18 protein-coding genes are annotated in these 22,601 nt (G+C 42.1%); 12 read left to right on the top strand and 6 right to left on the bottom strand.

The features are described 5' to 3' along the window. Nucleotides 1–27: 27 nt before the first annotated feature. Together EL210_RS02690 and EL210_RS02695 are read left to right on the top strand one after the other, a co-directional pair. Nucleotides 28–1,020 (top strand): glycosyl transferase family 90, encoded by a 993-nt coding sequence (locus tag EL210_RS02690; protein ID WP_026286004.1) that lies wholly within the window; start codon nucleotides 28–30, stop codon nucleotides 1,018–1,020. Nucleotides 1,021–1,109: 89 nt separating this feature from the next. After that, nucleotides 1,110–1,973 carry a LicD family protein gene (locus tag EL210_RS02695; RefSeq protein ID WP_018921136.1) on the top strand — a complete coding sequence of 288 codons (864 nt, stop codon included), beginning with the start codon at nucleotides 1,110–1,112 and terminating at the stop codon, nucleotides 1,971–1,973. A 657-nt stretch (nucleotides 1,974–2,630) separates the two neighbouring features. Here EL210_RS02695 and EL210_RS02700 read toward each other — a convergent pair. Then, entirely contained in the window at nucleotides 2,631–3,686 is a 1,056-nt protein-coding gene (locus EL210_RS02700) for a CDP-glycerol glycerophosphotransferase family protein (protein WP_018921135.1), read from the bottom strand. 112 nt (nucleotides 3,687–3,798) lie between these two features. On the opposite strand from EL210_RS02700, the gene EL210_RS02705 reads away from it, so the two are divergent. After that, the gene (locus tag EL210_RS02705) at nucleotides 3,799–4,893 is read left to right on the top strand and encodes a pyridoxal-phosphate-dependent aminotransferase family protein (RefSeq protein WP_018921134.1); all 1,095 of its coding nucleotides are present in this window, start codon (nucleotides 3,799–3,801) and stop codon (nucleotides 4,891–4,893) included. Between the two features lie 9 nt (nucleotides 4,894–4,902). Continuing rightward, nucleotides 4,903–6,219, top strand: coding sequence for an adenylyltransferase/cytidyltransferase family protein (locus EL210_RS02710; protein ID WP_018921133.1), 1,317 nt, complete (start codon nucleotides 4,903–4,905; stop codon nucleotides 6,217–6,219). A 145-nt stretch (nucleotides 6,220–6,364) separates the two neighbouring features. On the opposite strand, the gene EL210_RS02715 is transcribed toward EL210_RS02710, so the two are convergent. The 3 genes from EL210_RS02715 to EL210_RS02725 form a co-directional block, all read right to left on the bottom strand. After that, nucleotides 6,365–6,859, bottom strand: a complete 495-nt coding sequence (locus EL210_RS02715; RefSeq protein ID WP_018921132.1) for a DUF6169 family protein — start codon at nucleotides 6,857–6,859, stop codon at nucleotides 6,365–6,367. Continuing rightward, nucleotides 6,859–7,002 (bottom strand): 30S ribosomal protein S7, encoded by a 144-nt coding sequence (locus tag EL210_RS02720; RefSeq protein WP_018921131.1) that lies wholly within the window; start codon nucleotides 7,000–7,002, stop codon nucleotides 6,859–6,861. The genes EL210_RS02715 and EL210_RS02720 overlap by 1 nt, the downstream gene beginning before the upstream one ends. Nucleotides 7,003–7,120: 118 nt before the next feature. After that, the gene (locus EL210_RS02725) at nucleotides 7,121–8,611 is read right to left on the bottom strand and encodes an acetyl-CoA hydrolase/transferase C-terminal domain-containing protein (protein WP_018921130.1); all 1,491 of its coding nucleotides are present in this window, start codon (nucleotides 8,609–8,611) and stop codon (nucleotides 7,121–7,123) included. Between the two features lie 1,116 nt (nucleotides 8,612–9,727). Here EL210_RS02725 and EL210_RS02730 point away from each other — a divergent pair. Together EL210_RS02730 and EL210_RS02735 are read left to right on the top strand one after the other, a co-directional pair. Then, nucleotides 9,728–10,330, top strand: a complete 603-nt coding sequence (locus tag EL210_RS02730) for a DUF4254 domain-containing protein (protein ID WP_018921129.1) — start codon at nucleotides 9,728–9,730, stop codon at nucleotides 10,328–10,330. Between the two features lie 80 nt (nucleotides 10,331–10,410). After that, the gene (locus tag EL210_RS02735; protein WP_018921128.1) at nucleotides 10,411–11,451 is read left to right on the top strand and encodes a glycosyltransferase family 9 protein; all 1,041 of its coding nucleotides are present in this window, start codon (nucleotides 10,411–10,413) and stop codon (nucleotides 11,449–11,451) included. Nucleotides 11,452–11,457: 6 nt separating this feature from the next. Here the strand turns inward: EL210_RS02735 and EL210_RS02740 are convergent, their stop codons facing one another. Beyond that, nucleotides 11,458–12,054 carry a hypothetical protein gene (locus EL210_RS02740; protein ID WP_018921127.1) on the bottom strand — a complete coding sequence of 199 codons (597 nt, stop codon included), beginning with the start codon at nucleotides 12,052–12,054 and terminating at the stop codon, nucleotides 11,458–11,460. 367 nt (nucleotides 12,055–12,421) lie between these two features. On the opposite strand from EL210_RS02740, the gene EL210_RS02745 reads away from it, so the two are divergent. From EL210_RS02745 to mutS, 6 genes are all read left to right on the top strand, one after another. Then, nucleotides 12,422–12,658, top strand: a complete 237-nt coding sequence (locus EL210_RS02745; RefSeq protein ID WP_004373076.1) for an acyl carrier protein — start codon at nucleotides 12,422–12,424, stop codon at nucleotides 12,656–12,658. 118 nt (nucleotides 12,659–12,776) lie between these two features. After that, nucleotides 12,777–14,039 carry a beta-ketoacyl-ACP synthase II gene (gene fabF, locus EL210_RS02750; RefSeq protein WP_004373072.1) on the top strand — a complete coding sequence of 421 codons (1,263 nt, stop codon included), beginning with the start codon at nucleotides 12,777–12,779 and terminating at the stop codon, nucleotides 14,037–14,039. Continuing rightward, nucleotides 14,029–15,120, top strand: a complete 1,092-nt coding sequence (rnc, locus tag EL210_RS02755) for a ribonuclease III (protein WP_018921126.1) — start codon at nucleotides 14,029–14,031, stop codon at nucleotides 15,118–15,120. Before fabF ends, rnc begins: the two co-directional genes overlap by 11 nt. Before the next feature lie 2,331 nt (nucleotides 15,121–17,451). Further along, nucleotides 17,452–17,802 (top strand): type II toxin-antitoxin system RelE/ParE family toxin, encoded by a 351-nt coding sequence (locus tag EL210_RS02765; RefSeq protein WP_018920630.1) that lies wholly within the window; start codon nucleotides 17,452–17,454, stop codon nucleotides 17,800–17,802. 4 nt (nucleotides 17,803–17,806) lie between these two features. Then, nucleotides 17,807–18,118 (top strand): helix-turn-helix domain-containing protein, encoded by a 312-nt coding sequence (locus EL210_RS02770; RefSeq protein ID WP_004377951.1) that lies wholly within the window; start codon nucleotides 17,807–17,809, stop codon nucleotides 18,116–18,118. 320 nt (nucleotides 18,119–18,438) lie between these two features. Further along, nucleotides 18,439–21,099 (top strand): DNA mismatch repair protein MutS, encoded by a 2,661-nt coding sequence (mutS, locus tag EL210_RS02775; RefSeq protein ID WP_018920631.1) that lies wholly within the window; start codon nucleotides 18,439–18,441, stop codon nucleotides 21,097–21,099. A 263-nt stretch (nucleotides 21,100–21,362) separates the two neighbouring features. Here the strand turns inward: mutS and EL210_RS02780 are convergent, their stop codons facing one another. Beyond that, entirely contained in the window at nucleotides 21,363–22,088 is a 726-nt protein-coding gene (locus EL210_RS02780; protein ID WP_025879843.1) for a nitroreductase family protein, read from the bottom strand. Nucleotides 22,089–22,601 lie beyond the last annotated feature (513 nt).

The following is a 22,601-nucleotide window of genomic DNA, read 5'->3' on the forward strand; positions in this document are numbered from 1 at the left end:
AAACCTACTTTCTAATGAGCAAAGAAGATGAAGATGAATCGTAAACTCTACTATATTCTACACAGTGGGAAAAATTCAAAATTGAGATATTATATTACCTCTTACCTTTGGATTTCAATGCCTCACTGCCTGCTCTCATGGTTTCGTAAAGCCATTATCTCAAAGGCACAACACGGCAATGATTGGGATGAAATCACGAAACGTGTGGAATATTACAACAAACTTCATCGTTCAGAAATAGACCTTCCAGCCTTTCAACAGAAAGCCATAAAACTCTCTGAACAGAAAAAAACAGGCCAATCGGTCTATTATCTTGATGCTTTCCGCTATGCAAAGTCCTTTCCATTGCATCTAAAATGGTGGCTGCAACCGGGCGATGTCACCTGGATTCCCGACATACCCGCTATTGTGAAAAGCCGACCTATCAAGGGTAACAATGCCAATTCCGTACTGTTGAAACTCGACAGAGTGCGCCATTTTCTCTTCGTAAACGACCGACTCAAATTCACGGAGAAAGCCGACAAAGTGGTTTTCAGAGGGCTTATCGGACAGTTTGACAGCAATACTTTAAAGCAAAACCGATATAGTTTCGTCAAGAAATTCTTTGGCAATCCACGCTTTAATATAGGAGTTATCGACAAAGGTTTCAACGAATGGAGCACCGAGAAAATGACCATTCGCGAGCATCTCTCCTATAAATTCATCATGGCTTTAGAAGGCAACGACGTGGCGAGTAACCTCAAATGGATTATGTCGTCAAATTCAATTGCTGTCATGCCACACCCGACTTATGAAACATGGTTTATGGAAGGAACGCTCATTCCCGATTATCATTATATCGAGGTAAAGGCCGATTACTCTGATTTGGAAGCCAAAATTGACTATTATATCAATCATCCCGACGAGGCACAAAGCATCATCAACCATGCGCATGAATATGTAGACAAGTTCAGAAACCCCCAACGTGAATGCATCATCTCCATGCTTGTGCTGGACAAATATTTTAGAACCACACAGTAGAGAAATGCTTCATCCCCTTTGATAATAAGCATCTTAACACCTCATCTTGTACAGAATATTTCTTAAAACATCATAAAAACAATAATAAAATGACAGAACAAAAGACAAGGATTTCAGACGAAGAAACCAAGAAACTTCAGGCTTATATCCTTGACATCATGGTCAATATCGACCGTGTATGTCGTGAACACCACCTGCGCTACTATCTTTTAGCCGGCACAATGCTGGGAGCCGTGAGGCATAAAGGCTTCGTTCCATGGGATGACGATGCCGACATAGCACTGCCACGAAAGGATTATAACATCCTTATTGCACATGCCAATGAATGGCTTCCCAAGCATATAGAACTCGTCAGTGGCGTTCAAAATCCCTATTATCCCTATGCTTTCGCACGCATTCAAAATTCAGAAACCACCTATATCCTGCGCCGAAGCTTCAACTTCATCGGTGGACTTCCAGTGGATATCTTCCCACTTGACGGCATGACCGAAAACCCATTGAAGCGCAAATGGCACTACATGAGATATGATTTCTTCGTGCGACTGATGTATTATAACCTGCGCGATCCTTATAAACATGGTCGTGGCATTGACTGTCTTTTCATCAAGATGTGCCATAAGTTGTTTTCTTCTGCATGGCTACACCGCAAACTTGACAAGATACAAAGCGAGTATGACTTCGACAGTTCAACGCTCGTTGCCGACCATGACAACGCACCTGACCGCGGAATTCTGGCGCGTGAGGTTTATGGAGAGCCTACTCCTATCACCTTTGAAGGCCACACTTTCATGGGTGTTGCCAAGCCCGATGAATATCTGAAATACTGCTATGGCAACTATATGGAAATGCCAAGCGAACTCCCTCCGCAGAACTTCAGGTTTCTCGACTTGCAACTTCCCTATCGCTCTTATTTGAAACAGCAGAATATAAAAAGCAAAAAAGAACAGCATTAGCTGAATAACACAACCATAAAAGGCGTTAATACTAAACTCAAGAAAAGACAGACAAAGAAAAGAATAACGCTGTATTACAGCAAAATTTCTTTTGTTTGTCTGTCTTTCTTATTTTTAATACTTCCTGATGCATGGGCTAATCGACTCTCAAAGAAGAATTGAATAACACAGAATGCCATACAACATTTTTTATGATACCTAACAATTTATGCAATAACTACATACAGATAATGCGTTTACAACCTGCAAAATAACATCAAATCTTAATTATATTTATTTAAGAAAATAATCAAAATTAATTACAGTTAGAGGGTGTTGATAAATAGAAACATTAAAGATTGAAAGGCTATTATCAACACTTTAGACTCCAAATTGAGTCATTTCACCTTACTTTTTGATGCATATCAGTTAGTAATATGAGTCTAATTACACGCTAATTTGAGTCATATTACACGATGATTTGATACATATTACAAGCCTATTTCCAAGTAAACATGAAAAAGGGGAAAGCAGATATCTGCTCTCCCCGACACAAAGATAATGTTTTTTAAAGGCGTTTCCAAATTGAGTTTAATTTTAATTTACAATCAACTATTCATTTCCTGTCAACTCTAATACCTTTCTTCGCCATTTCAAAACACTTTGGTCTTTTTATGTTTATTTCTTTTTCTTGATGCGTCCAAAGGTTTTAATGCTCGTGTACTGACGCCACAGATTGAGTTTTCTCTTCTTGGGCACACCTTTTCTGCGGATATAATCGCGTGCACCTTCAAGCATTCTATGCGCCACTTTGCCGTCAGTATAAGGGTCATAATTGCTGATTACCCATTTGCGCAGACGGATATAGTCTTCATTTTTCACGACTTCATCTATCGCATCACACAGCATATTTGGGTCTGTGATATTCTTCCAATAGATGTCCTTCGATATGGCATTGAGCGTCACTACCGGTTTATCAAGCAACAGGAACTCATAAATCGTCGATGAAGTATCGCTGATCATCACGTCAGCCATCAGCATATACTTCGTCACACTGTAGTCATCTACGAACACCATGTTATCATATTGCGTAGCCAGAGCCTTATATTCATCGACCCATTCCTGACGAGTTAGCGGATGAAACTTCATCAACAGCAACACATCTTTCTGCTTACAGAGCTTCACCAAGTTATCCTTGATGATAGGAAGTGACGTCAGTTTCGGCGAGAATGTAGGCGCATAGAGCACAATCTGCTGCTTGCCATATTGTTTAAGCAATTGAAGTCGCTCTTCATCAAAGTCATGTCGGTGTTCAGCTATCCAGTCTTGGCGTGGCCATCCCGTTTCCAACACTTCGAAATCTCCATATTTCAACGACAGTTCCTTAAACTTATTGGTGAAATAAGGACCTTGAGTGAAGTAGGTATCAAAGTATCTTCGGATAATCCAATGGTCTTTCTTCTCGGCTGCATAGCCATGGAATATCTGTATTTTCACGCCGGGAAGATAATAAGGTACTATGTTTCCCGGCACGAAAATAGCTTCAGGCATGAAATCATAAGTCTCTTGCATGCTCGTTGTCCAACGCACATCGTGCTTCAATGGAAAGTCACTGATTTTCTTTTCATGTACATACCACAACACCTCATTCCCTCCTTCACGGTCTGCTTCAACCTGAATGGGATGTAATATATCTATGGCATACTTATTCTCACAAAACAGAACTATTCTCATAATGAATGTAATAATTTTGAGTAAAGGTAAGTATAAATAACGGAATAGTGCTTACATTACTGAATATTTTTATTATTTTTGTATCCAATATAAAGTATAAAAGGATAAGTTTATGATGCAAGATGATCATGAAATGCTTAACTTCACCGTTGGTCCGGTGATGTCAAGTGATGCAGTAAGAGCCATAGGAAGTGAACAAGTGCCTTATTTCAGAACGCCGGAGTTCTCACAATTGATGCTTGAAAACGAGGCTCTTATCAAGAAATTTGCCAAGGCTGACGAGGCATCAAGAGTAGTATTCATCACCGGTTCGGGTACAGCTTCTATGGAAGCAACTATCATGAATACCTTTACCCCTAACGACAAACTTCTTGTTATCAATGGAGGTAGCTTCGGACAACGCTTTGTTCAGCTCTGTGGAGTACATCATATACCCTGTACAGAGCTTATTCCTGAGTTTGGATATGATATCACTGATGAGATGCTTGCACCTTATGAACAGCAAGGTTACACAGGTTTCTTGGTCAATATCAACGAGACTTCCACGGGTGTTCATTACGATGCAGAACGTATCAGCGCCTTTTGTAAACGCAATCATCTGTTCCTTGTCGTTGATGCGATAAGCTCTTTCTTGGCTGACGAGTTCGACATGAAAGCCTTAGGTGCCGATGTTATGATTACAGGTTCACAGAAAGCATTGGCCTGTCCACCGGGTATTTCAATTATTACACTGTCACCTCATGGTGTAGAACGCGTTTACAACCACGATGCCGGCTGTATGTATTTCGACTTGAAAGACGCCTTGAAAAATGGCGAACGCGGTCAAACTCCCTTCACTCCTGCCGTTGGAATTCTTCGACAAATCAACATGCGACTGCGCGAAATCGATGAAGCTGGAGGCGTAGAAGCTGAAAACAATAAGATTAGAACCATTGCAGACGACTTCCGTCAGCGCGTGAAAGAACTGCCATTCGACTTTGTTTCTCATTCACCAGGCAATGCAGTGACTCCGCTTCACCCTCGAAACGTGTCGGCTTATGACATCTTTACGACGCTGAAAGACGAATATCACATCTGGATTTGCCCTAACGGAGGTGATATGCGCGACCGAGTTTTCCGTGTAGGTCATATCGGTTCACTCACCACTGACGACAACACGCGACTCATTGAGGCAATGAAAGACATGCAAAAACGAGGACTTCTATAAACAGAAAACATGAAGAAAGTCATCACCTACGGTACTTATGACCTGATACACAAGGGACATATCCGACTGTTGGAACGTGCAAAAGCCTTAGGAGATTATCTTGTTGTGGGCGTTACAGCCGACAACTTCGACCGTGCCCGCGGTAAAATCAACGTGCAACAGTCGCTCATTGAACGCATTGAAAATGTAAAACAAACGGGCCTTGCCGATGAAATCATTGTTGAAGAATACGAAGGACAGAAGATTGATGACATCAAACGGTTAGATATAGACATCTTTACGGTGGGCTCAGACTGGAAAGGTCACTTCGATTATCTCAACGAATACTGCAAAGTTGTCTATTTAGACCGAACACAAGGAATATCAAGTTCTGAACTGAGAGCAGAAAAATGCGATGTTCATTTGGGACTCATTGGAGAGTCAGCGATACTGAATAAAATCGTGAGAGAAGCCAACTATGTAAACGGATTGACCATTAGCGGCATCTTTTCGCGGACAGATTTCAAGCTTAGTAGCGACCTTAAAGACATTCCTTCCTATGACAATATCGACGCCTTGCTCGACAACTGCAATGCCGTATATATCATATCAAGTCCGGTTTCGCATTATGAAGACATCAAAAAAGCTTTGAATCATGGGCGGAATGTGCTTTGCGAATCGCCTATAACCATTGACACGACACAGTATAAAGAACTCCATGAATTGGCCGAAAAACAGGGATGTATCCTTTCAGATGCACTGAAAACAGCCTATTCTATGGCTTATTATCGCCTCATTCTGCTGGCCAAGACAGGCGTTATCGGCGACATTGTATCGGTGGATGCCACATGTACCAGTCTTTCCAACGTGCAGAAAGAATGGAACAGCATCTGTGCATGGGGACCGACTGCCTTACTTCCCATCTTCCAACTGCTTGGAACAGACTACTGTCAGCGCCAGATGATCAGCCGACTTGATGATGACAAAAACTTCTTCGATGCCTTTACGAAGATTTCATTCATCTATTCTCACGCCGTAGCTTCTATCAAAGTGGGACAGGGAGTGAAGTCGGAAGGTGAACTCATTATCTCGGGAACAGAGGGTTATATCTATGTGCCTTCACCGTGGTGGAAAACAGATTACTTTGAAATAAGAAAAGAAAATCCTGCCAACAACAAGCGCTATTTCTATCAACTCGACGGAGAAGGCATACGCTATGAACTCGTTTCTTTTGTCAAAGCCATTCAAACCCAACGGCCTTACAATTATATCGATACTGCCGTTTCAGAGGCTATTGTGAAAACAATAGAGGACTTTTATGCACAAAAAGACTTGATTATTATTTAATAACAATTGATATTCAATAGAAACTCCTGATTATTCACACAGAGAATAGTCAGGAGTTTTGATTTCAAAACACTGCCAATCGCATGTCACCTTTCGTCAGATAATTTCATCGTAAGAAGCTAAAGCAGAAGAAAAAAGAAAAGAATCAGACGGGTTTATGACTGAGAGTATCAACTACATAATCAAAAGTTTCCACAATATCATTTAGTCTTGGATTTGTGTTTTTTACAATAATAGCTGCAAAATTCCTTATATCTTCAGCCTCAATCTCTACATCTTCAAAGTAATAGAGACTATTCTTTGCATATGTTTTGAACCATTTCACGAAAAGCTTATTACGGAGAGCCTGCTTTCCATCACCTGTTTCACATATATATAAGAATATTCTTGAATTTAAACTAAAGAAATTTTCTATTATGGAAAAAATGGTTTCACGAAGCTTTCTATCATTAGGAGATGGGGTGTTATTTTCATTAACTATGATAAATTGATAGGCATCATTCTCCCAAATCGTATCATCCTGCATGAAAGATACCTTATAAACAGCTCCATGAGAGGTGCGAAAATAGTAATAATCACCCACATTCCACACCGAATATGGGGAACTAAGATTTACAACTGAAAGATCAAGCAAATCCATTAAGCTTCTTTTTGTGCTGCTGCACGCCTGCGCATATCAGCAAACTCCTTTTGAGCTTCTTCTTCAAAGGCTCTTTTCCGCTCGATAGCACGCTTGATTCCTGCAATCAATTCTTCTCTTGTTTTCTCTTTACACGTGATCATACATTCCCTGCTTTTATTCTGCAAATATATGTATTCTTATTGAAAAAGACAAGAAATAAAGGCAAAAACGAGATGATGATGCCACAGTTTATACCTTTATTCCATATATCTTTCAATTTCAAAACGCTGCCAATCGCATGTCACCTTTCATAAGATAAGCGTCATGGAAAGCGAAAGCTGAGCGCAAACTCTGTGGTTCATGCCCACCACCTGCTATGCGTAGGTAGTCGCGCAGCAACGGACGATAGTCGGGATGAGCGCAGTTTTCAATGATTTCCTGTGCTCTTCTCAACGGTCCTTTACCTCTCAAGTCGGCTACTCCCTGCTCGGTTACAATCACATCTACATCATGTTCGGTTGAATCTACATGGCTGCACATCGGCACAATCGTACTGATGCAACCGCCTTTTATGGTACTCGGCATCGTGAAAATACTCAAATAGCCATTCCGTTCATAGTCACACGACCCACCAATGCCGTTCATCAGCTGACTGCCACACACATGACTGGAGTTCTCATGACCGTAGATGTCGCACTCCATGGCTGTGTTCATGGCGATAACACCAAGCCTTCTGATCACTTCGGGCGAGTTACTGATCTCACTCGGGCGTATAACTACGTGGCGAGAAAAGAAATCCATGTTGGCATAAATATCCAAGAGAGTCTCGTTTGTCACTGTCAAAGAGGAACAACTCGCATCAATAATCTTACCCTTTTTCATGTGATTGATGACTGCATCCTGCACAACTTCCGTGTAAACTGAAAAATCAGGAATGGCAGGATGATTGCCCAACGCCTCCAAAACGGCATTACTGATGACACCAACGCCACTCTGAACAGGCAGGAACTCCTTGGGAAGAAGACCTCTCTTGAGGTCGGAGACCAAGAAATCAGCCACAAAATTCCCCATTTTCTGGGTCACTTCATCAACAGGTTTGAACGACCTTGCCTCTTCAGGAATGCAACATTCCACGACGCCCACAATCTTATCACCGTCAATTTCAACGAATTCCCGCCCTATTCTGTCGCATACATGATTGATCATGATAGGCAGACGATGCGGACAACGCGCAGGTTCATAGACATCATGCAACAGACGTGACTGCGGACTGTGAAAGGTATTAAGCTCTAATATCACATGTTTGGCCATGCGGACGATTGTAGGCACCACGCCGCCTGCACTCGTCAGATAGCCTCTATACTTGCTTCCAGCCTGCATGAAACCGCTCACTTCGATGATAGCCCAATCGATTTCGCCATAGAAACCACGGCGAAGTCGCTCGGCAACATGGCCAAGATGCATGTCCTCGAAGTCTATTTCGCCTGCGTTTACATGCTCACGAAAGTCCTTGTTCGTAGAGAACGGCGTGCGAAACTTAATGGCATTGGCAGCTGCCATGTCGCCTTCCACGCTCTGACCCGTAGAGGCTCCGGTGATGATTCCTACCTTGAAAGGATGTCCTGCCTCGTGTTCTCGGCGGGCTCTCTTGGAGAGTTCGCGGAAAACTGCCTTTGCAACGCCGTTAGGAGTGAACCCCGAAAGGGCAACAGTCTCGTCATTCTGGATCATCGCCGCAGCTTCTTCAGCTGATATTCTCGTATATATCATAGCGCTATTAAAGTTAAATCCGTGTTTTCACTTCGTCTTCATGGAGCGCATTTCACGCTATATCTGTATAACACAAAACCGTATATATTATTGTACAAAATACGTAAAAAAAGCCTTTTTTACTGCAACTGTCCTACAGGTTGACGATAAACCTCTGAAACATACTGTTTTTCTTCAGCATCACACGACTGAAAACACCATGTATCAACAGTTCTATTCCTACCTCATAAGCAACTACTAATTTTCTTTACAAACACCCTTTCAGGAACAGCCTCATTTGAAAAAAGAAAAGCATTGGCTGCAAATACGCGAGTTATGGACGTTATAAGCAACGCATTGAGTATCAAAATGTTATATGGATAAACAGTAAATCATGGGCTATATTCATTCAAAAAGCGTCATGATTTGAGGCATATTGCATGGTAATCAGTATCAGATGACACCGCAATCTCAATCAAAACACAGCGTCATCTGCATCAAATGAAACGATGATATGACGCAGATGGCACTTCAAAAGGATTGAAATGCAGCAACAAGGAGCGCCAAAATGAAAAACAACGCCATGAAAACTGCATTTCATTTTCTATTTGGTGGTGTCGGGAAGTGAGTTTTTATAGGTAATAATCTTTACAATATGGTTTTATGATATCCTGCTTTTTCCACTTTCATTTCTTATTTCTATATCTTTAAATTTTAAAAGAAAATAATTAAGAATAAGAAGAATTGATGTGGATATGTTGATAAGTAAAGAGATAAAAAGTTTGTTTTTCCATTATCAATATTTAGTTCTTATTTATCAACTGCTCGTTTTATATCTATCTGTTGGATATCATGAAGATAGAGAGTTATCCACAAAACATGAAATCAGGAGATATTTAATAAGTTGATATCTTTCATGGTTTGAAAAGCGTTGAAAAATGAAGTAAAACGATAGCATAAAGCTGTGGATATCCACAACCGAGGCAGACTGAGGCACAGACTGTGGATAACGGCAGAGTTATTCCATGGGTTATGAGCAGCTTTTCAACAGACTTATCAACACTTATTGTGGACAATTATTTGTCATTTTGAAAATTAATATTTACTTTTGCATAACAAACCTATAAATTAAATCGTATGTCTTTCACACAAGATTCCAATAGAATATTCAATCAGGCAATCCATGATTACCATGTTAAAGATAACATCGACACGCCTTTCTGTAATCCTTTTGAAGAGGGAACAATAGAAAACAGACTCTATCTGAAATGTTGGATTGACACCGTGCAATGGCATTTCGAAGACATTATCCGTGATCCGGAGATTGATCCTGTTGAGGCTTTGGCGCTCAAACGACGTATCGACAAGAGCAATCAAGACCGCACTGACCTCGTGGAACAGATTGACTCTTACTTCCGCGAACTATATAAAGAGGTGAAAGTTGATGCTGATGCACGCATCAACACCGAGAGTCCGGCATGGGCTGTGGACCGTTTGAGCATTCTTGCACTGAAGATTTATCACATGAAAGAGCAGGCTGAGCGCACGGATGCCACGCCGGAACATGTGGCCAAGTGCAAGGCGAAGCTGTCTGTGTTGCTTGAACAACAGAAGGATTTGAGCACAGCTATCGACCAATTGCTTGAAGACATAGCGGCCGGAAGAAAGTATATGAAGGTGTATCGGCAAATGAAGATGTATAACGATGTCGATACAAATCCGGTGCTTTATAAGAAATAATATATTTCAAACTAAATCATAACTGCTTATAGGATGCGGTCGCTTATTCGATGATATGCCGTAGGTGGCCGCCTGTTTCCATGAAACATATTCTCATTATCCGCTTTTCTGCCATGGGCGATGTGGCTATGTTGGTTCCTGTTGTGGCTTCGTTGGCACGACAGTATCCTGATGTTCATGTCACCGTTTTGAGCAGACCGTTTGCTCATTCGTTCTTTGAAAATCTGGCACCCAACGTGAGTTTTATGTCTGCTGACATCAAGAATGAATATCGGGGCATCAGGGGTTTGAATGCACTCTATCGCAGATTGTTGGCCAAGAACTTTACGGAAGTGGCCGACATGCACAACGTTTTACGGTCGGAATACCTGCGTTTGCGTTTCAACATGGCTTGTTTCAGGGTGGCACATATCAATAAGAACCGCAAGGGAAAACGGCTTCTGTGCAGGAAGGAGAATAAGGTGAAAGTGCAACAGCCCACGTCTTTCGATAATTATGCAGCTGTATTAGCGAGGTTGGGCTATCCTGTGAAACTCGAGTTTCAGTCGATATTCCCCGCTGAAGGCGGTAATCTGCGCCGGATTTCAAATGTGATTGGTGAGAAAAAAAAGTTTCAGAAGTGGATAGGTATAGCCCCGTTTGCCGCCCATAAGGGGAAGATTTATCCTTTGGAAAAAATGGAAAAGGTGGTCGAAAAACTCATCAAGACCTATCCTTCATGCCGTGTTTTCTTCTTTGGAGGGGGTGGAAAAGAGCGCGAAGTGCTTGACACATGGGCCAAGCGCTATGCCAATTGCACGAATGCGTCGGCAGTTCTCGGTGGAATGGGCGACGAATTGATACTCATGAGCCATTTGGATGTCATGGTGAGTATGGACAGTGGCAACATGCACATGGCCTCATTGGTGGGTACAAAGGTAGTAAGCATCTGGGGAGCCACGCATCCTTATGCGGGTTTCATGGGGTGGAGACAAAGCGAAGAGAATGCTGTTCAGTTGGATATGCCGTGCCGTCCATGCTCCGTCTATGGCAACAAGCCTTGCTTGCGTGGTGATTATGCCTGCATGAACAATATCAGTCCCGAGATGATTATTGAGAAAATAGCTAAGCTTTTCAATTGAAAAAGCTCAGAACGACTTGCCGAAACCGAGGTAAGGGCTAAGATAAATGTTCTTGATGGAGTGATCTCCGCCAAATCCGAACATTGTAGAAATGCCCACGTGGAACATGAAACCGTGAGGTGCCTGACGGCGATAACCGATGTTGGTGAACAGATAGTAGAAGGCAAAACTACGGTTTTCTTTCACATGTTTGTCGAAAACTAACTGGTAGGAATGGTCAGGTTGCTGCTCAATCTTATACGCATCATACTCGTTTCTGCCGAAAACCACGCCGAGATTTGTACCTAAACCGAGTTCAAGTTTTTTATTTTTACGCCCGATAAGATAGTTCAATCGCGGTACGAAAGAAATGATGTTGAAACGATTGATGTCGTTAATGAAGTTGTCGGTCGACAGATAGGCCCAGGTCAATCCCACCGAATAGCCCCAGCCTTTGTTGCCTTTGAAACGCGAATCATAGTGAACACCAAGCATGTTTGAAGGGCCGAGAAGTTCTGCAGAAATGTTTCTTACGGGTTTATCTATAGAGTCTGTGGTTGTCTGTGCAGACACATTCATGATTGAAAAAGCAAGAGAAAGGATGACAATAGCAATTTTCTTCATTTGATTTTCTTTTTGTTTAATTCCTGATATACGTTCTGTTCGTTGCCGTTATCTATTTTTTCAAGCAGCATATTGCATAAAAATACGTTGTTGCAAAGGTAGAATGAAATAGTGAAAATAGCAAGAAAAGGATATGAAAAAGAGTAAAAAAACTTATTTTTTGCTTCTTCATAAAGATAAATAAAATAAGAATAAAAAGGTAAGAAAAGAGGTTTTTTGAAGTAATTTATTACACACTTAGGGGGTGTTTGTGCAGTGTTAGGCGCTTTTTTGTGTAAAATATTTGGGAAATTGAAAATAAATTAGTTCCTTTGCAACCAGTTTTTCATTTAGAAATTAATTATAAACATTTTAAAAAGTAACTATTATGTCAGAAATTGAAAGCAAGGTAAAGGCTATTATCGTAGACAAACTCGGTGTAGACGAGGCTGAAGTTAAGCCAGAAGCAAGCTTCACAAACGATCTTGGTGCTGATTCATTGGATACTGTAGAGTTGATTATGGAATTCGAAAAAGAGTTCGGTATCTCTATTCCAGATGATAAGGCAGAGACTATTCAGACTGTAGGTGACGCTATTAAGTACATCGAAGAGAACGCAAAGTAATAGCTTAGTTTAAGTTATTTTGCAAATTATAAGATTAGGGATTAGTGATTAAGGATTGGGTTACAGCCTGTTGTGCCCAATCACTAATCCCTAATCCCTAATCATTTTTTTATATATTATGGAATTAAAGAGAGTAGTAGTAACAGGTCTTGGTGCTGTTACACCCGTTGGTAACACTCCCGAAGAAACCTGGAAGAACTTGCTCGAAGGCAAGAGTGGTGCTGCCCCAATCACTAATTTCGATACAACGAACTTCAAGACTAAGTTTGCCTGTGAGGTAAAAGGCTTGAATGTGAACGATTATATCGACCGGAAAGAGGCACGAAAAATGGACCGTTATTGCCAACTGGCAATGATCAGTGCTGCACAAGGCATCAAAGATGCAGGTCTCGACCTTGAAAAAGAAGACTTGAATCGCATTGGTGTTGTCTACGGTGTAGGCATTGGCGGTATCAAAACCTTTCAAGATGAGGTGACATACTATGGTCAACATAGTGCTGATGGACCTAAGTTCAATCCTTTCTTCATACCAAAGATGATTGCAGATATAGCATCCGGTCAGATAAGTATACAGTATGGCTTCCATGGTCCAAACTATACGACGACGAGTGCATGCGCATCTTCAAGCAACGCTTTGGCCGATGCATTCAATCTTATCCGCTTAGGTAAGGCGAACATCATTGTCAGTGGTGGTGCTGAAGCAGCTATCTGCGAGTGTGGTGTGGGCGGTTTCAACGCCATGCATGCCCTTTCAACCCGCAATGATGACCCCGAACATGCAAGTCGTCCCTTTAGTGCGAGTCGCGATGGCTTTGTGATGGGCGAGGGATCCGGATGCTTAATCCTCGAAGAGTTAGAGCATGCTAAGGCACGTGGTGCAAAGATTTACGCTGAAATGGTAGGCGAGGGAGCAAGTGCCGACGCTTATCATATCACTGCTTCTCACCCGGAAGGCTTGGGCGCAAAGCTCGTCATGATGAATGCACTCAAGGATGCTGGCCTGAAAACAGAGGACATTGACTATATCAACGTACATGGAACCTCTACTCCGGTAGGTGATATTTCTGAGGCTAAAGCTATCAAGGATGTCTTCGGTGAGCATGCTTATAAGCTCAATATCAGTTCTACAAAGAGTATGACCGGACACCTTTTGGGTGCTGCGGGTGCTGTAGAAGCAATGGTTTGCGTATTGAGTGTGAAGAACGATATCGTTCCTCCAACCATCAACCACGTTGAGGGTGACGATGATGAAGCATTGGATTACAAGATGAACTTCACTTTCAACAAAGCACAGAAGCGCGAAGTTCGTGCGGCATTGAGCAACACTTTCGGTTTCGGAGGCCACAACTGCTGCGTTGTTTTCAAGAAATATGCTGAATAATATCATTGATAGAATAAAGCTTCCTTTCCGTAAGGAGAAGGAGCTTTATTCGTCTTTATACGCTATTCTCGGCTTTTATCCGCGCAATATCAGCTACTACAAACTGGCTCTGATGCATAAAAGCATCATGCGACGCAATGCAAAGGGAAAGCCTGTCAACAACGAACGGCTCGAATTTCTGGGTGATGCTATTCTCGATGCTATCGTGGGTGACATCGTTTATCAGCACTTTCCGGGCAAGCGTGAGGGCTTTTTGACGAACACACGCTCTAAACTTGTGCAGCGTGACACACTCAACAAGTTAGCCAATGAGTTGGGTATCAGCAAACTGATACTTAGTAACGGGCGCAGTTCTTCTCACAACAGCTACATGGGAGGAAATGCTTTCGAGGCGCTTGTCGGTGCTGTTTATCTCGACAGAGGCTATGATGCATGCATGAACTTCATGCAGCATCGCATCTTGACTCAGATGATCAACATCGACAAGGTGGCTTATAAAGAGGTGAATTTCAAGAGTAAACTCATTGAATGGAGTCAGAAAAACCGCGTTAAACTCGACTTTGAAATCCTTGAACAGGGAAAGGATAAGAATGGAAGTCCTATTTTCAACTATAAGGTTGTCATTGAAGGTATCGACGGTTGTGACGGTGTTGGCTACAGCAAAAAGGAGAGTCAGCAGCTTGCCTGCAAGCTAACGTTGGAGCAACTGCGCAAGAAACCCCAGTTCATTGATGCCGTGTTTGCTGCCAAGGCCAACCGCACGAAGATGGAAGAAGAACCTGTTGAGAACGTGCCGAGCACTGAACTTGCCGATAATTTCATTATTCCACAGGGCGAACAGCCTGTTGTCAGGGAAGAAGAAAAGCATGAAAACGTGTTCCGGGAAAAGGTCTATGAAGACCGACCGGCTAAGAAACGCCGCTGTTCTCCGATGTATAACACTGACAAGGAAGTGGGCGAAAAGAAAACCGAAACACATGAAGACGAATTTGATTTGAGCGATATCAGTGCGCGCAGGCAGACCGATGAAGAAATCATTGCAGCTGCCGAAGCAGCCGCTTTCGAGGAGAAGACAGACTGATATCCTTGCTTTTCTTTAGCTTGAAAAACTTAGTGATAAAGCTATACCAAAGAAAATGCAGTGAAACAACTCTTGTTTCACTGCATTTTTTATTATAGCTGAAATTCCAAAATATTATCTTTTTCCTCTCAACTCAATCTTGTTCTTGTAATAGTTTCTTAGTGTTTGACTTCTCTTTATCATTCCTTTCTTAGGGCTGAAGAATTGAGTAGTCATTATCCTTTAGTCAGTAATCTGAGTATCTTCATGATAGTCTATAATAAACTGATAATCAAACAGTTATTAACTACATGTGTTGTTAATTTGTAACTTGCGTCAAAATGTATTGTGATTTGCATCAAGTTACGTGCTGAAGTGACTCAAGTTACAGTGTGATTAGCGTCAAGTTACGTGGTAATTTCTACCCTATTGTTTCATCATAATGACTATGTGGTAAAATAGTAGGGAGAGATGGGGAGGCAACTCGGTACGAGTTGTGCTCTTAAAAGTCTTATATAGACCAGTAACGACAACTTCATCAATGGCATTTGTCGTATCAGTTGTACTCTTAAAAGTCTCATATTTGTAATATATTTTGTTGTTTTCCATATTCGCAACTCGGTACGAGTTGTGCTCTTGAAAGCCCCACGTTGGCGAGCAAAGTGAGCCTACGTGGGGATTAAATGGCCATATGAAATGAACCCGGAACGGGTTCAGCTTTTTCCAAATAAAAGGAGTTATGACCCATTAATCTCTGATTTTGTATAACAAAATCGTAAAAACGTGGGGGCGAAAGGTATCAACAACTGAGGATTTCGCTATCTTTGCAAAAACCAATTCATAATCTTATGCCACAATATCTCAACCAAATCCTTGTGCATTGCGTATTTCATAAACATGCAAAAGCCGTCACCATTCAAGCACAAGACCAATTACCGCTGAATCAGTTCGTCATGCAAACCTGTCATTTCTTACATTGCCCTTGTCTCATCGCCAATGGTGTTATCTGCACTTCTTATTGGTGCTTGCTACCAATACATCAATAGCTGATGTGGTGAAAGAGGTGAAACGGAAAGCCACACTCTTCCTGAAAGAGCGCAATCCTTCTTATTACCATTCCTTTTGTTGGTAAGACGGATATGGTGCATTCAGCGTTTCAATAAGGCACAGAGATAGTGTATATCAATATATCTATCAACAGCAAGAACACCATAAAAAGATTTCGGCAAAAGATGAGTTTGAATCACTTTTACGCAATGCAGGCATCACAAAATACGATGAAAAATTTTATTGGAGCACGTGAATGAGGAAAAAGCTAAACCCATACTGGGTTTATTCGGCACACACATTTTCACCCCACGTAGGCTCACTTTGCTCGCCAACATGGGGCTTTCAAAAGCATAACTGCTATGCAGTTACATTACAGGCTCATATCGCGCCTGTTATCTTGCCACACTTTCAAAAGTATATCTGCTATGCAGTTACTACATGAAAAATACCTCATCGCACGACACAATATCCATTGTCATCTATAGGCATGAAAGAGTTGTGTTCTTAAAAGCCTTATATGTGTAATGCATATTATCGTTTCCCATATTCGCAACTCGGTACGAGTTGTGTTTTTGAAAGCCCCACGTTGGCAAACGAAGTGAGCCTACGTGGGGATTAAATGGCCGCATGAAATGAACCCGGAACGGGTTCAGCTTTTTCGTATCTATCACATAATTGGAAGAAACAAAACCCGTACCGGGTTTGAAAACCACATGTTATCATTCACCCGAGGTGGGCTCGTTCCTCGCCAACCACGGGCTTTCAAAAGCATAACTGCTACGCAGTTACATTACAGACTCATATCTCGCCTGTTATCGTACTACACTTTCAAAAGTATAACTGCTATGCAGTTACTATATGGAAAATGCCTCATTGTACGACACAATGTCCATTGGCATCGTATAATGACAGATAATCCGTAGAACAATATATACCAGTTCATTTGACAATCTCTATTAAATCGTGGGGTAACTTTACTGATTTTACTACTGTAACTTGAGTCGCTTCAGCGCGTAACTTGACGCAAATCACCACACGATATGGTATAAATCGCATGCTTATTTGAGTCATTTTACACTGTAAAGTGACTGAGATTGCAAAGAGAGGAAAAGCGAAAGAGAAAATCAAAGCTGTTTTATGATTTTGTAGTCACACAGAAAGTAGATTTTCAATGAAATGATATATATTTGCAACAGCAATCAGTTGTTCTTCTGATTGATTGTGGATTGTCCTTATAAATATAATATGTAATAAATATATTCCATTTATTTGGATATATAGAATAAATTAATTACTTTTGCCATGGATGAACAGATACGAGAGATTATATATTCAGAGGCCTATGAAACTTACTATAATGGATTGAATGAAAGGCTTCAAGAAAAGTATGATTATGTGGAACATATCATCAAAACACAGCGTATAGTGAATAGTAAATTCATTAAGAAAATAGAAGGGAGTGACTTCTATGAGGCACGAATTTCTGTGGGTAGTAACGAGTACCGAACGGTAGTCTTTGCGGTTGATGCAGGGAATTTTGTTGAATGTTCACAGGTGTTGTTTTTGAATTCATTTCTCAAGAAAGATAAGAAACAGTATAAAAAGGAAGTAAGATTTGCAGAGAAACTGATTGAAAACTATTTGGAGGATTGACAATATGAAGAAACTTAACTCGGAAAAACTGGCTCAATTGCACACTTCAAGTGAGCATTTTGATGAGAAATATGGCCCGACGGGAAGTCCTGAACGTAAGGCTTTTGAAGCACGTGCCAATGCTTATTACTATGCAGAACTGTTGAAAGAGCAGCGCAAGATGCAAAGACTCACACAACAACAGTTGGCTGAAATGATAGGCAAGAAACGTGAATATATCTCACAAATAGAACGTGGAAACAGTGATATGCAACTATCAACTTTCTTGCAAATTGCCAATGCTTTGGGCCTAAGATTTGCTATGGTAGTAGGATAAATCCTTTTATCTTTGAAGTTTAAGATTTGAACTTCAAAGTTCAGATGTGTTGACATAAAGATTTGAGCAGCTGATAATTCTGTTCAAAGTCCTATGTTCTAATGTTTGAATATAAGTCAGAATAATCATAAACTTCAAAGTTCAGATTTCAAACTTCAATGATATATTCCTAATAATTAAAGTCAGCGTAATCATAAACTTCAAAGTTCAAATCTCAAACTTCAAAGTTAACGTTAATGCTTCCTAATTGCTTTTCTGTTCTCATTGAATTTCTGTAACTTTGTAAGTTCTAAGATTTTAATGAATTCGAAATAAGGATTATGGCAGCAAATGATAAGGGTTTGACGCCCATGATGAAGCAGTTTTTCTCGATGAAAGCAAAGCATCCCGAGGCTTTGTTGCTGTTTCGTTGTGGCGATTTCTATGAAACTTATGGCGAAGATGCTGCTATTGCCGCCGGAATTCTGGGCATTACGCTCACCCGACGCAATAATTCTGTGGAGAATTCTGTTGAGATGGCGGGCTTCCCCCATCATGCCTTAGACACTTATCTGCCCAAACTTATCCGCGCAGGAAAGCGAGTTGCTATCTGCGACCAATTGGAAGACCCGAAAAAAAAGCGTGAGCAGATCAAGGGAAAGAAGGGACTTACCGAGATGGATAAAATGGTGAAGCGAGGCATTACCGAACTCGTGACGCCGGGAGTTGCCATGGCTGATACCGTGTTGAACTACAAAGAAAACAACTTCTTGGCTGCCGTGCACTTCGGAAAAGCATCATGTGGCATCAGTTTCCTTGATATTTCAACAGGCGAATTCCTTACCGGAGAGGGTACATACGACTATGTTGAGAAGCTGCTTGGCAACTTTTCGCCGAAGGAAGTGCTTTACAACCGCGACCATAAGCAGGATTTTGAACGCTTCTTCGGGTCGAAATACTGCGTGTTTGAAATGGATGAGTGGGTGTTCTCCGAGCAGAATGCACGTCAGAAGCTGTTGAAACATTTCGGCACAAAGTCGCTGAAAGGCTTCGGTGTGGAGCATTTGAGGAACGGAGTCATTGCCAGTGGTGCCATTCTTCAATATCTTGAACTGACCCAGCACACGCAAATTAACCACATTACTTCGCTTTCTCGCATTGAAGAAGACAAGTATGTGCGACTTGACCGCTTTACCATTCGTTCGCTTGAACTCGTTGCTCCGATGCAGGAAGACGGCAGTTCGCTGCTCAATGTCATTGACCGCACGGTCACGGCTATGGGTGGTCGCATGCTCAGAAGATGGCTTGTTTTCCCGTTGAAAGACGTTGCTCCCATCAACGAACGGCTTGATATCGTAGACTATTTCTTTCAGAAACCTGAGTTTCGCCAGTTGATTGACGAGCAATTGCATCGTGTGGGCGACTTGGAACGCATCATCTCCAAGGTGGCCGTAGGACGTGTTTCGCCACGTGAAATCGTACAACTGAAGAATGCACTCGATGCTGTCAGACCGATCAAGGAGGCTTGTCTTTATTCGGAGAATGAGGCATTGAAGCGCATCGGAGAACAGCTTAATCTCTGCGAAAGCATTAAAACGCGCATTGAAAAAGAAATACAACCCGACCCGCCACAGCTGATTACGAAGGGTGATGTCATAGCCGATGGCTACGATGATGAACTTGATGAATTGCGCGAAATGAGTCGAAATGGCAAAGATTATCTGCTGAAAATCCAGGAAAAGGAAGCCGAGGAAACAGGTATTTCAAGTCTGAAAGTGGGTTTCAATAATGTTTTCGGCTATTATCTTGAAGTAAGAAACACTTTTAAAGACAAGGTTCCTGAAGGTTGGATCCGCAAGCAGACATTGGCTCAGGCCGAGCGATATATCACGCCTGAACTAAAGGAATACGAGGAAAAGATACTTGGAGCAGAGGAAAAGATACTTGCTTTGGAGGCTCGTCTTTTCAGTGAGTTGGTGCTTGCCATGCAGGATTTCATCCCGCAGATTCAAATCAATGCCAACCTTTTGGCACGTGTGGATTGTCTGTTGAGTTTCGCGAAAACATCTGAAGAAAACGGCTATATCCGTCCGCAGATTGACGATAGTGAGGTGCTCGATATCAGTCAGGGACGTCATCCCGTGATAGAAACGCAACTGCCACTTGGCGAGCGTTATGTGCCTAACGACGTATATCTTGACACCCAAAAACAGCAGATCATGATGATCACGGGACCGAACATGGCCGGTAAGTCGGCATTGCTTCGCCAGACAGCACTCATTGTGTTGCTGGCCCAAGTGGGTTGTTTCGTGCCCGCAGAACGCGCGAAAATCGGTCTTGTGGATAAGATATTCACCCGTGTCGGAGCCAGTGATAACCTTTCATTAGGAGAGTCTACGTTCATGGTTGAAATGACTGAAGCCTCTGATATCCTTAACAATGTATCGTCACGCAGCCTCGTTTTGTTTGATGAATTGGGCCGAGGCACGAGCACTTATGACGGTATCAGTATCGCTTGGGCTATTGTGGAATACTTGCATGAGCAGCCGAAAGCACGTGCAAGAACACTCTTTGCAACCCATTATCACGAGCTGAATGAGATGGAAAAAAACTTCTCTCGCATCAAGAATTACAATGTAAGTGTGAAAGAAGTTGACGGCAAAGTGATTTTCCTTCGCAAGCTGATGAAGGGCGGAAGTGAGCACAGTTTCGGTATTCATGTGGCCGAAATAGCCGGTATGCCACGTTCGATTGTCAAGCGTGCCAATGCTATTCTGAAGGAATTGGAGGCCGACAACGCTGGTGTGGGACGTGCAGGCAAGCCCAATACCAGCAAGATTGCCGAGCACAGGGGAGGCATGGAACTCAGCTTTTTCCAGCTTGATGACCCCGTATTGGCACAGATTCGCGATGAAATCCTTGGTCTTGATGTGAATAATCTTACGCCTGTTGAGGCACTCAACAAGCTGAATGACATCAAAAAAATACTGAAAGGAAAGTAGTTTTTAATGCATTATGCATATCATAAAAGCCTCCCCCGACCCATTGCTTTCCTCGTTTCGCTCGCTCAACGAACAGCGACCTACGGTTCCCAAGGAGGGGAGTACGAGCTGAGTTAGCTCATAATGCACAATTACTTAACGTCTAACTTCGTTTCATATAGCATCAAGTAAATCCTCATTCTCTGACTCCCCTCTCCTTGGAGAGGGGCTGGGGGAGAGACTTTCTCTTTTCTCCCCTCCTTTCGGAGGGGTCGGGTGAGGCTTCATATCTTATGATATTGCTCCTCAAACGGACGGCGATAACGGTCGCCCCAGACGCCATTTGGCAGTCGAATGCCACAGGTAACAACCATGTTTATTTCTGTGTCATAGGGCAGATGCAAGGCTTTTTTCACCCGCCAACTGTCGAAACCTTCAAGCGGACAAGTGTCATATCCCGCCTCACTCATAGCCAACATAAACGTCTGAGCGACTAAAGCGCAACTCTTATGTACGTTGACCCGTATGTCGCCTTCACTCATCTGGCGTATCATCGGACGGAAAAGACCGATGCATTGTGCCAACACTTTGCGCACAAGTCCCCACAGACCAAAGCAACGTGAATAGATAAACGGTATCACTTTTTCATAATATAGCGTCTGTTTCTTAAGGCGTTTCTCCTGCTTCTCGACAGGACTATTGCGCCTGATATTATCTTTTTCAAACGCAAGAATATCTTTTGCATGCTGCTTATACTGTCCTTGTCGGGTCACAAACACTACCATTTGCTGCGCCGAGCGTGCTGTGAGTTGGTCGAAACAAGCATGACTCAAGGCTTCAAGCACCTTTTTATCCGTCACATGATAAGCCTCCCAAAGCTGCATGTTGGAACTTGTTGGCGCGAGTGTTGCCTGCTTTATACAATCTTTTACTACCGAGGTATCTAACGGTTTGGTGGGGTCGAAATGGCGAACAGCCCTTCTGTGGTTCAAAATCTCCTGTAAACTCATAACTCTTTAGTATTTAATCATCCTTTATTTTCTGTTAGGAAAAATCATTTGTTACATGTGAAAAAACCCCAATCTGTTGTGTATAATTTTTGATGATACATCATTCTGTTTTCCTATCAAAGGCAGGTGATTTGCCATGTTCAAGGATCAGGATTTTCAACTTGCGTCAGATGACACTGCAATATGCGTCAAGTTAGCGTGTATTTTGACGCAAATCACGCGGTAATCTGCATCAAGTTACAAGCTGATGTGACGCAGATTGCAAACTGGAGTCAAAAGAACCTCGTGGCATATGAATTCATATGTGCACCGTATGTCCTTGCATCTGCCCATTCATTAGATATTACTCATCTTATTGACTGCCAACTTTGGAACTTGTAAGCTCGTTAACTTGTAAACTCCTTCCCTCGTATCTGCCCATTCATTAGATATTACTCATCTTGTTGACTGCCAACTTTGGAACTTGTAAATTCGCCAACTTGTTAACTCCTTCCCTTGTATCTGCCCATTCAT

This window comes from Segatella oris (assembly GCF_900637655.1).
In the GTDB taxonomy this organism is placed as follows: domain Bacteria; phylum Bacteroidota; class Bacteroidia; order Bacteroidales; family Bacteroidaceae; genus Prevotella; species Prevotella oris.

What these genes read in the sequence shown, in the direction of transcription:
- EL210_RS02735 (WP_018921128.1), top strand. Translation starts at nt 10,411, where the DNA reads ATGAAACATATTCTCATTATCCGCTTTTCTGCCATGGGCGATGTGGCT.
- EL210_RS02765 (WP_018920630.1), top strand. Translation starts at nt 17,452, where the DNA reads ATGGATGAACAGATACGAGAGATTATATATTCAGAGGCCTATGAAACT.
- mutS (WP_018920631.1), top strand. Translation starts at nt 18,439, where the DNA reads ATGGCAGCAAATGATAAGGGTTTGACGCCCATGATGAAGCAGTTTTTC.
- EL210_RS02730 (WP_018921129.1), top strand. Translation starts at nt 9,728, where the DNA reads ATGTCTTTCACACAAGATTCCAATAGAATATTCAATCAGGCAATCCAT.
- EL210_RS02725 (WP_018921130.1), bottom strand. Translation starts at nt 8,611, where the DNA reads ATGATATATACGAGAATATCAGCTGAAGAAGCTGCGGCGATGATCCAG.
- EL210_RS02690 (WP_026286004.1), top strand. Translation starts at nt 28, where the DNA reads ATGAAGATGAATCGTAAACTCTACTATATTCTACACAGTGGGAAAAAT.
- EL210_RS02695 (WP_018921136.1), top strand. Translation starts at nt 1,110, where the DNA reads ATGACAGAACAAAAGACAAGGATTTCAGACGAAGAAACCAAGAAACTT.
- EL210_RS02720 (WP_018921131.1), bottom strand. Translation starts at nt 7,002, where the DNA reads ATGATCACGTGTAAAGAGAAAACAAGAGAAGAATTGATTGCAGGAATC.
- EL210_RS02705 (WP_018921134.1), top strand. Translation starts at nt 3,799, where the DNA reads ATGATGCAAGATGATCATGAAATGCTTAACTTCACCGTTGGTCCGGTG.
- fabF (WP_004373072.1), top strand. Translation starts at nt 12,777, where the DNA reads ATGGAATTAAAGAGAGTAGTAGTAACAGGTCTTGGTGCTGTTACACCC.
- EL210_RS02780 (WP_025879843.1), bottom strand. Translation starts at nt 22,088, where the DNA reads ATGAGTTTACAGGAGATTTTGAACCACAGAAGGGCTGTTCGCCATTTC.
- EL210_RS02700 (WP_018921135.1), bottom strand. Translation starts at nt 3,686, where the DNA reads ATGAGAATAGTTCTGTTTTGTGAGAATAAGTATGCCATAGATATATTA.
- rnc (WP_018921126.1), top strand. Translation starts at nt 14,029, where the DNA reads ATGCTGAATAATATCATTGATAGAATAAAGCTTCCTTTCCGTAAGGAG.
- EL210_RS02770 (WP_004377951.1), top strand. Translation starts at nt 17,807, where the DNA reads ATGAAGAAACTTAACTCGGAAAAACTGGCTCAATTGCACACTTCAAGT.
- EL210_RS02710 (WP_018921133.1), top strand. Translation starts at nt 4,903, where the DNA reads ATGAAGAAAGTCATCACCTACGGTACTTATGACCTGATACACAAGGGA.
- EL210_RS02745 (WP_004373076.1), top strand. Translation starts at nt 12,422, where the DNA reads ATGTCAGAAATTGAAAGCAAGGTAAAGGCTATTATCGTAGACAAACTC.
- EL210_RS02715 (WP_018921132.1), bottom strand. Translation starts at nt 6,859, where the DNA reads ATGGATTTGCTTGATCTTTCAGTTGTAAATCTTAGTTCCCCATATTCG.
- EL210_RS02740 (WP_018921127.1), bottom strand. Translation starts at nt 12,054, where the DNA reads ATGAAGAAAATTGCTATTGTCATCCTTTCTCTTGCTTTTTCAATCATG.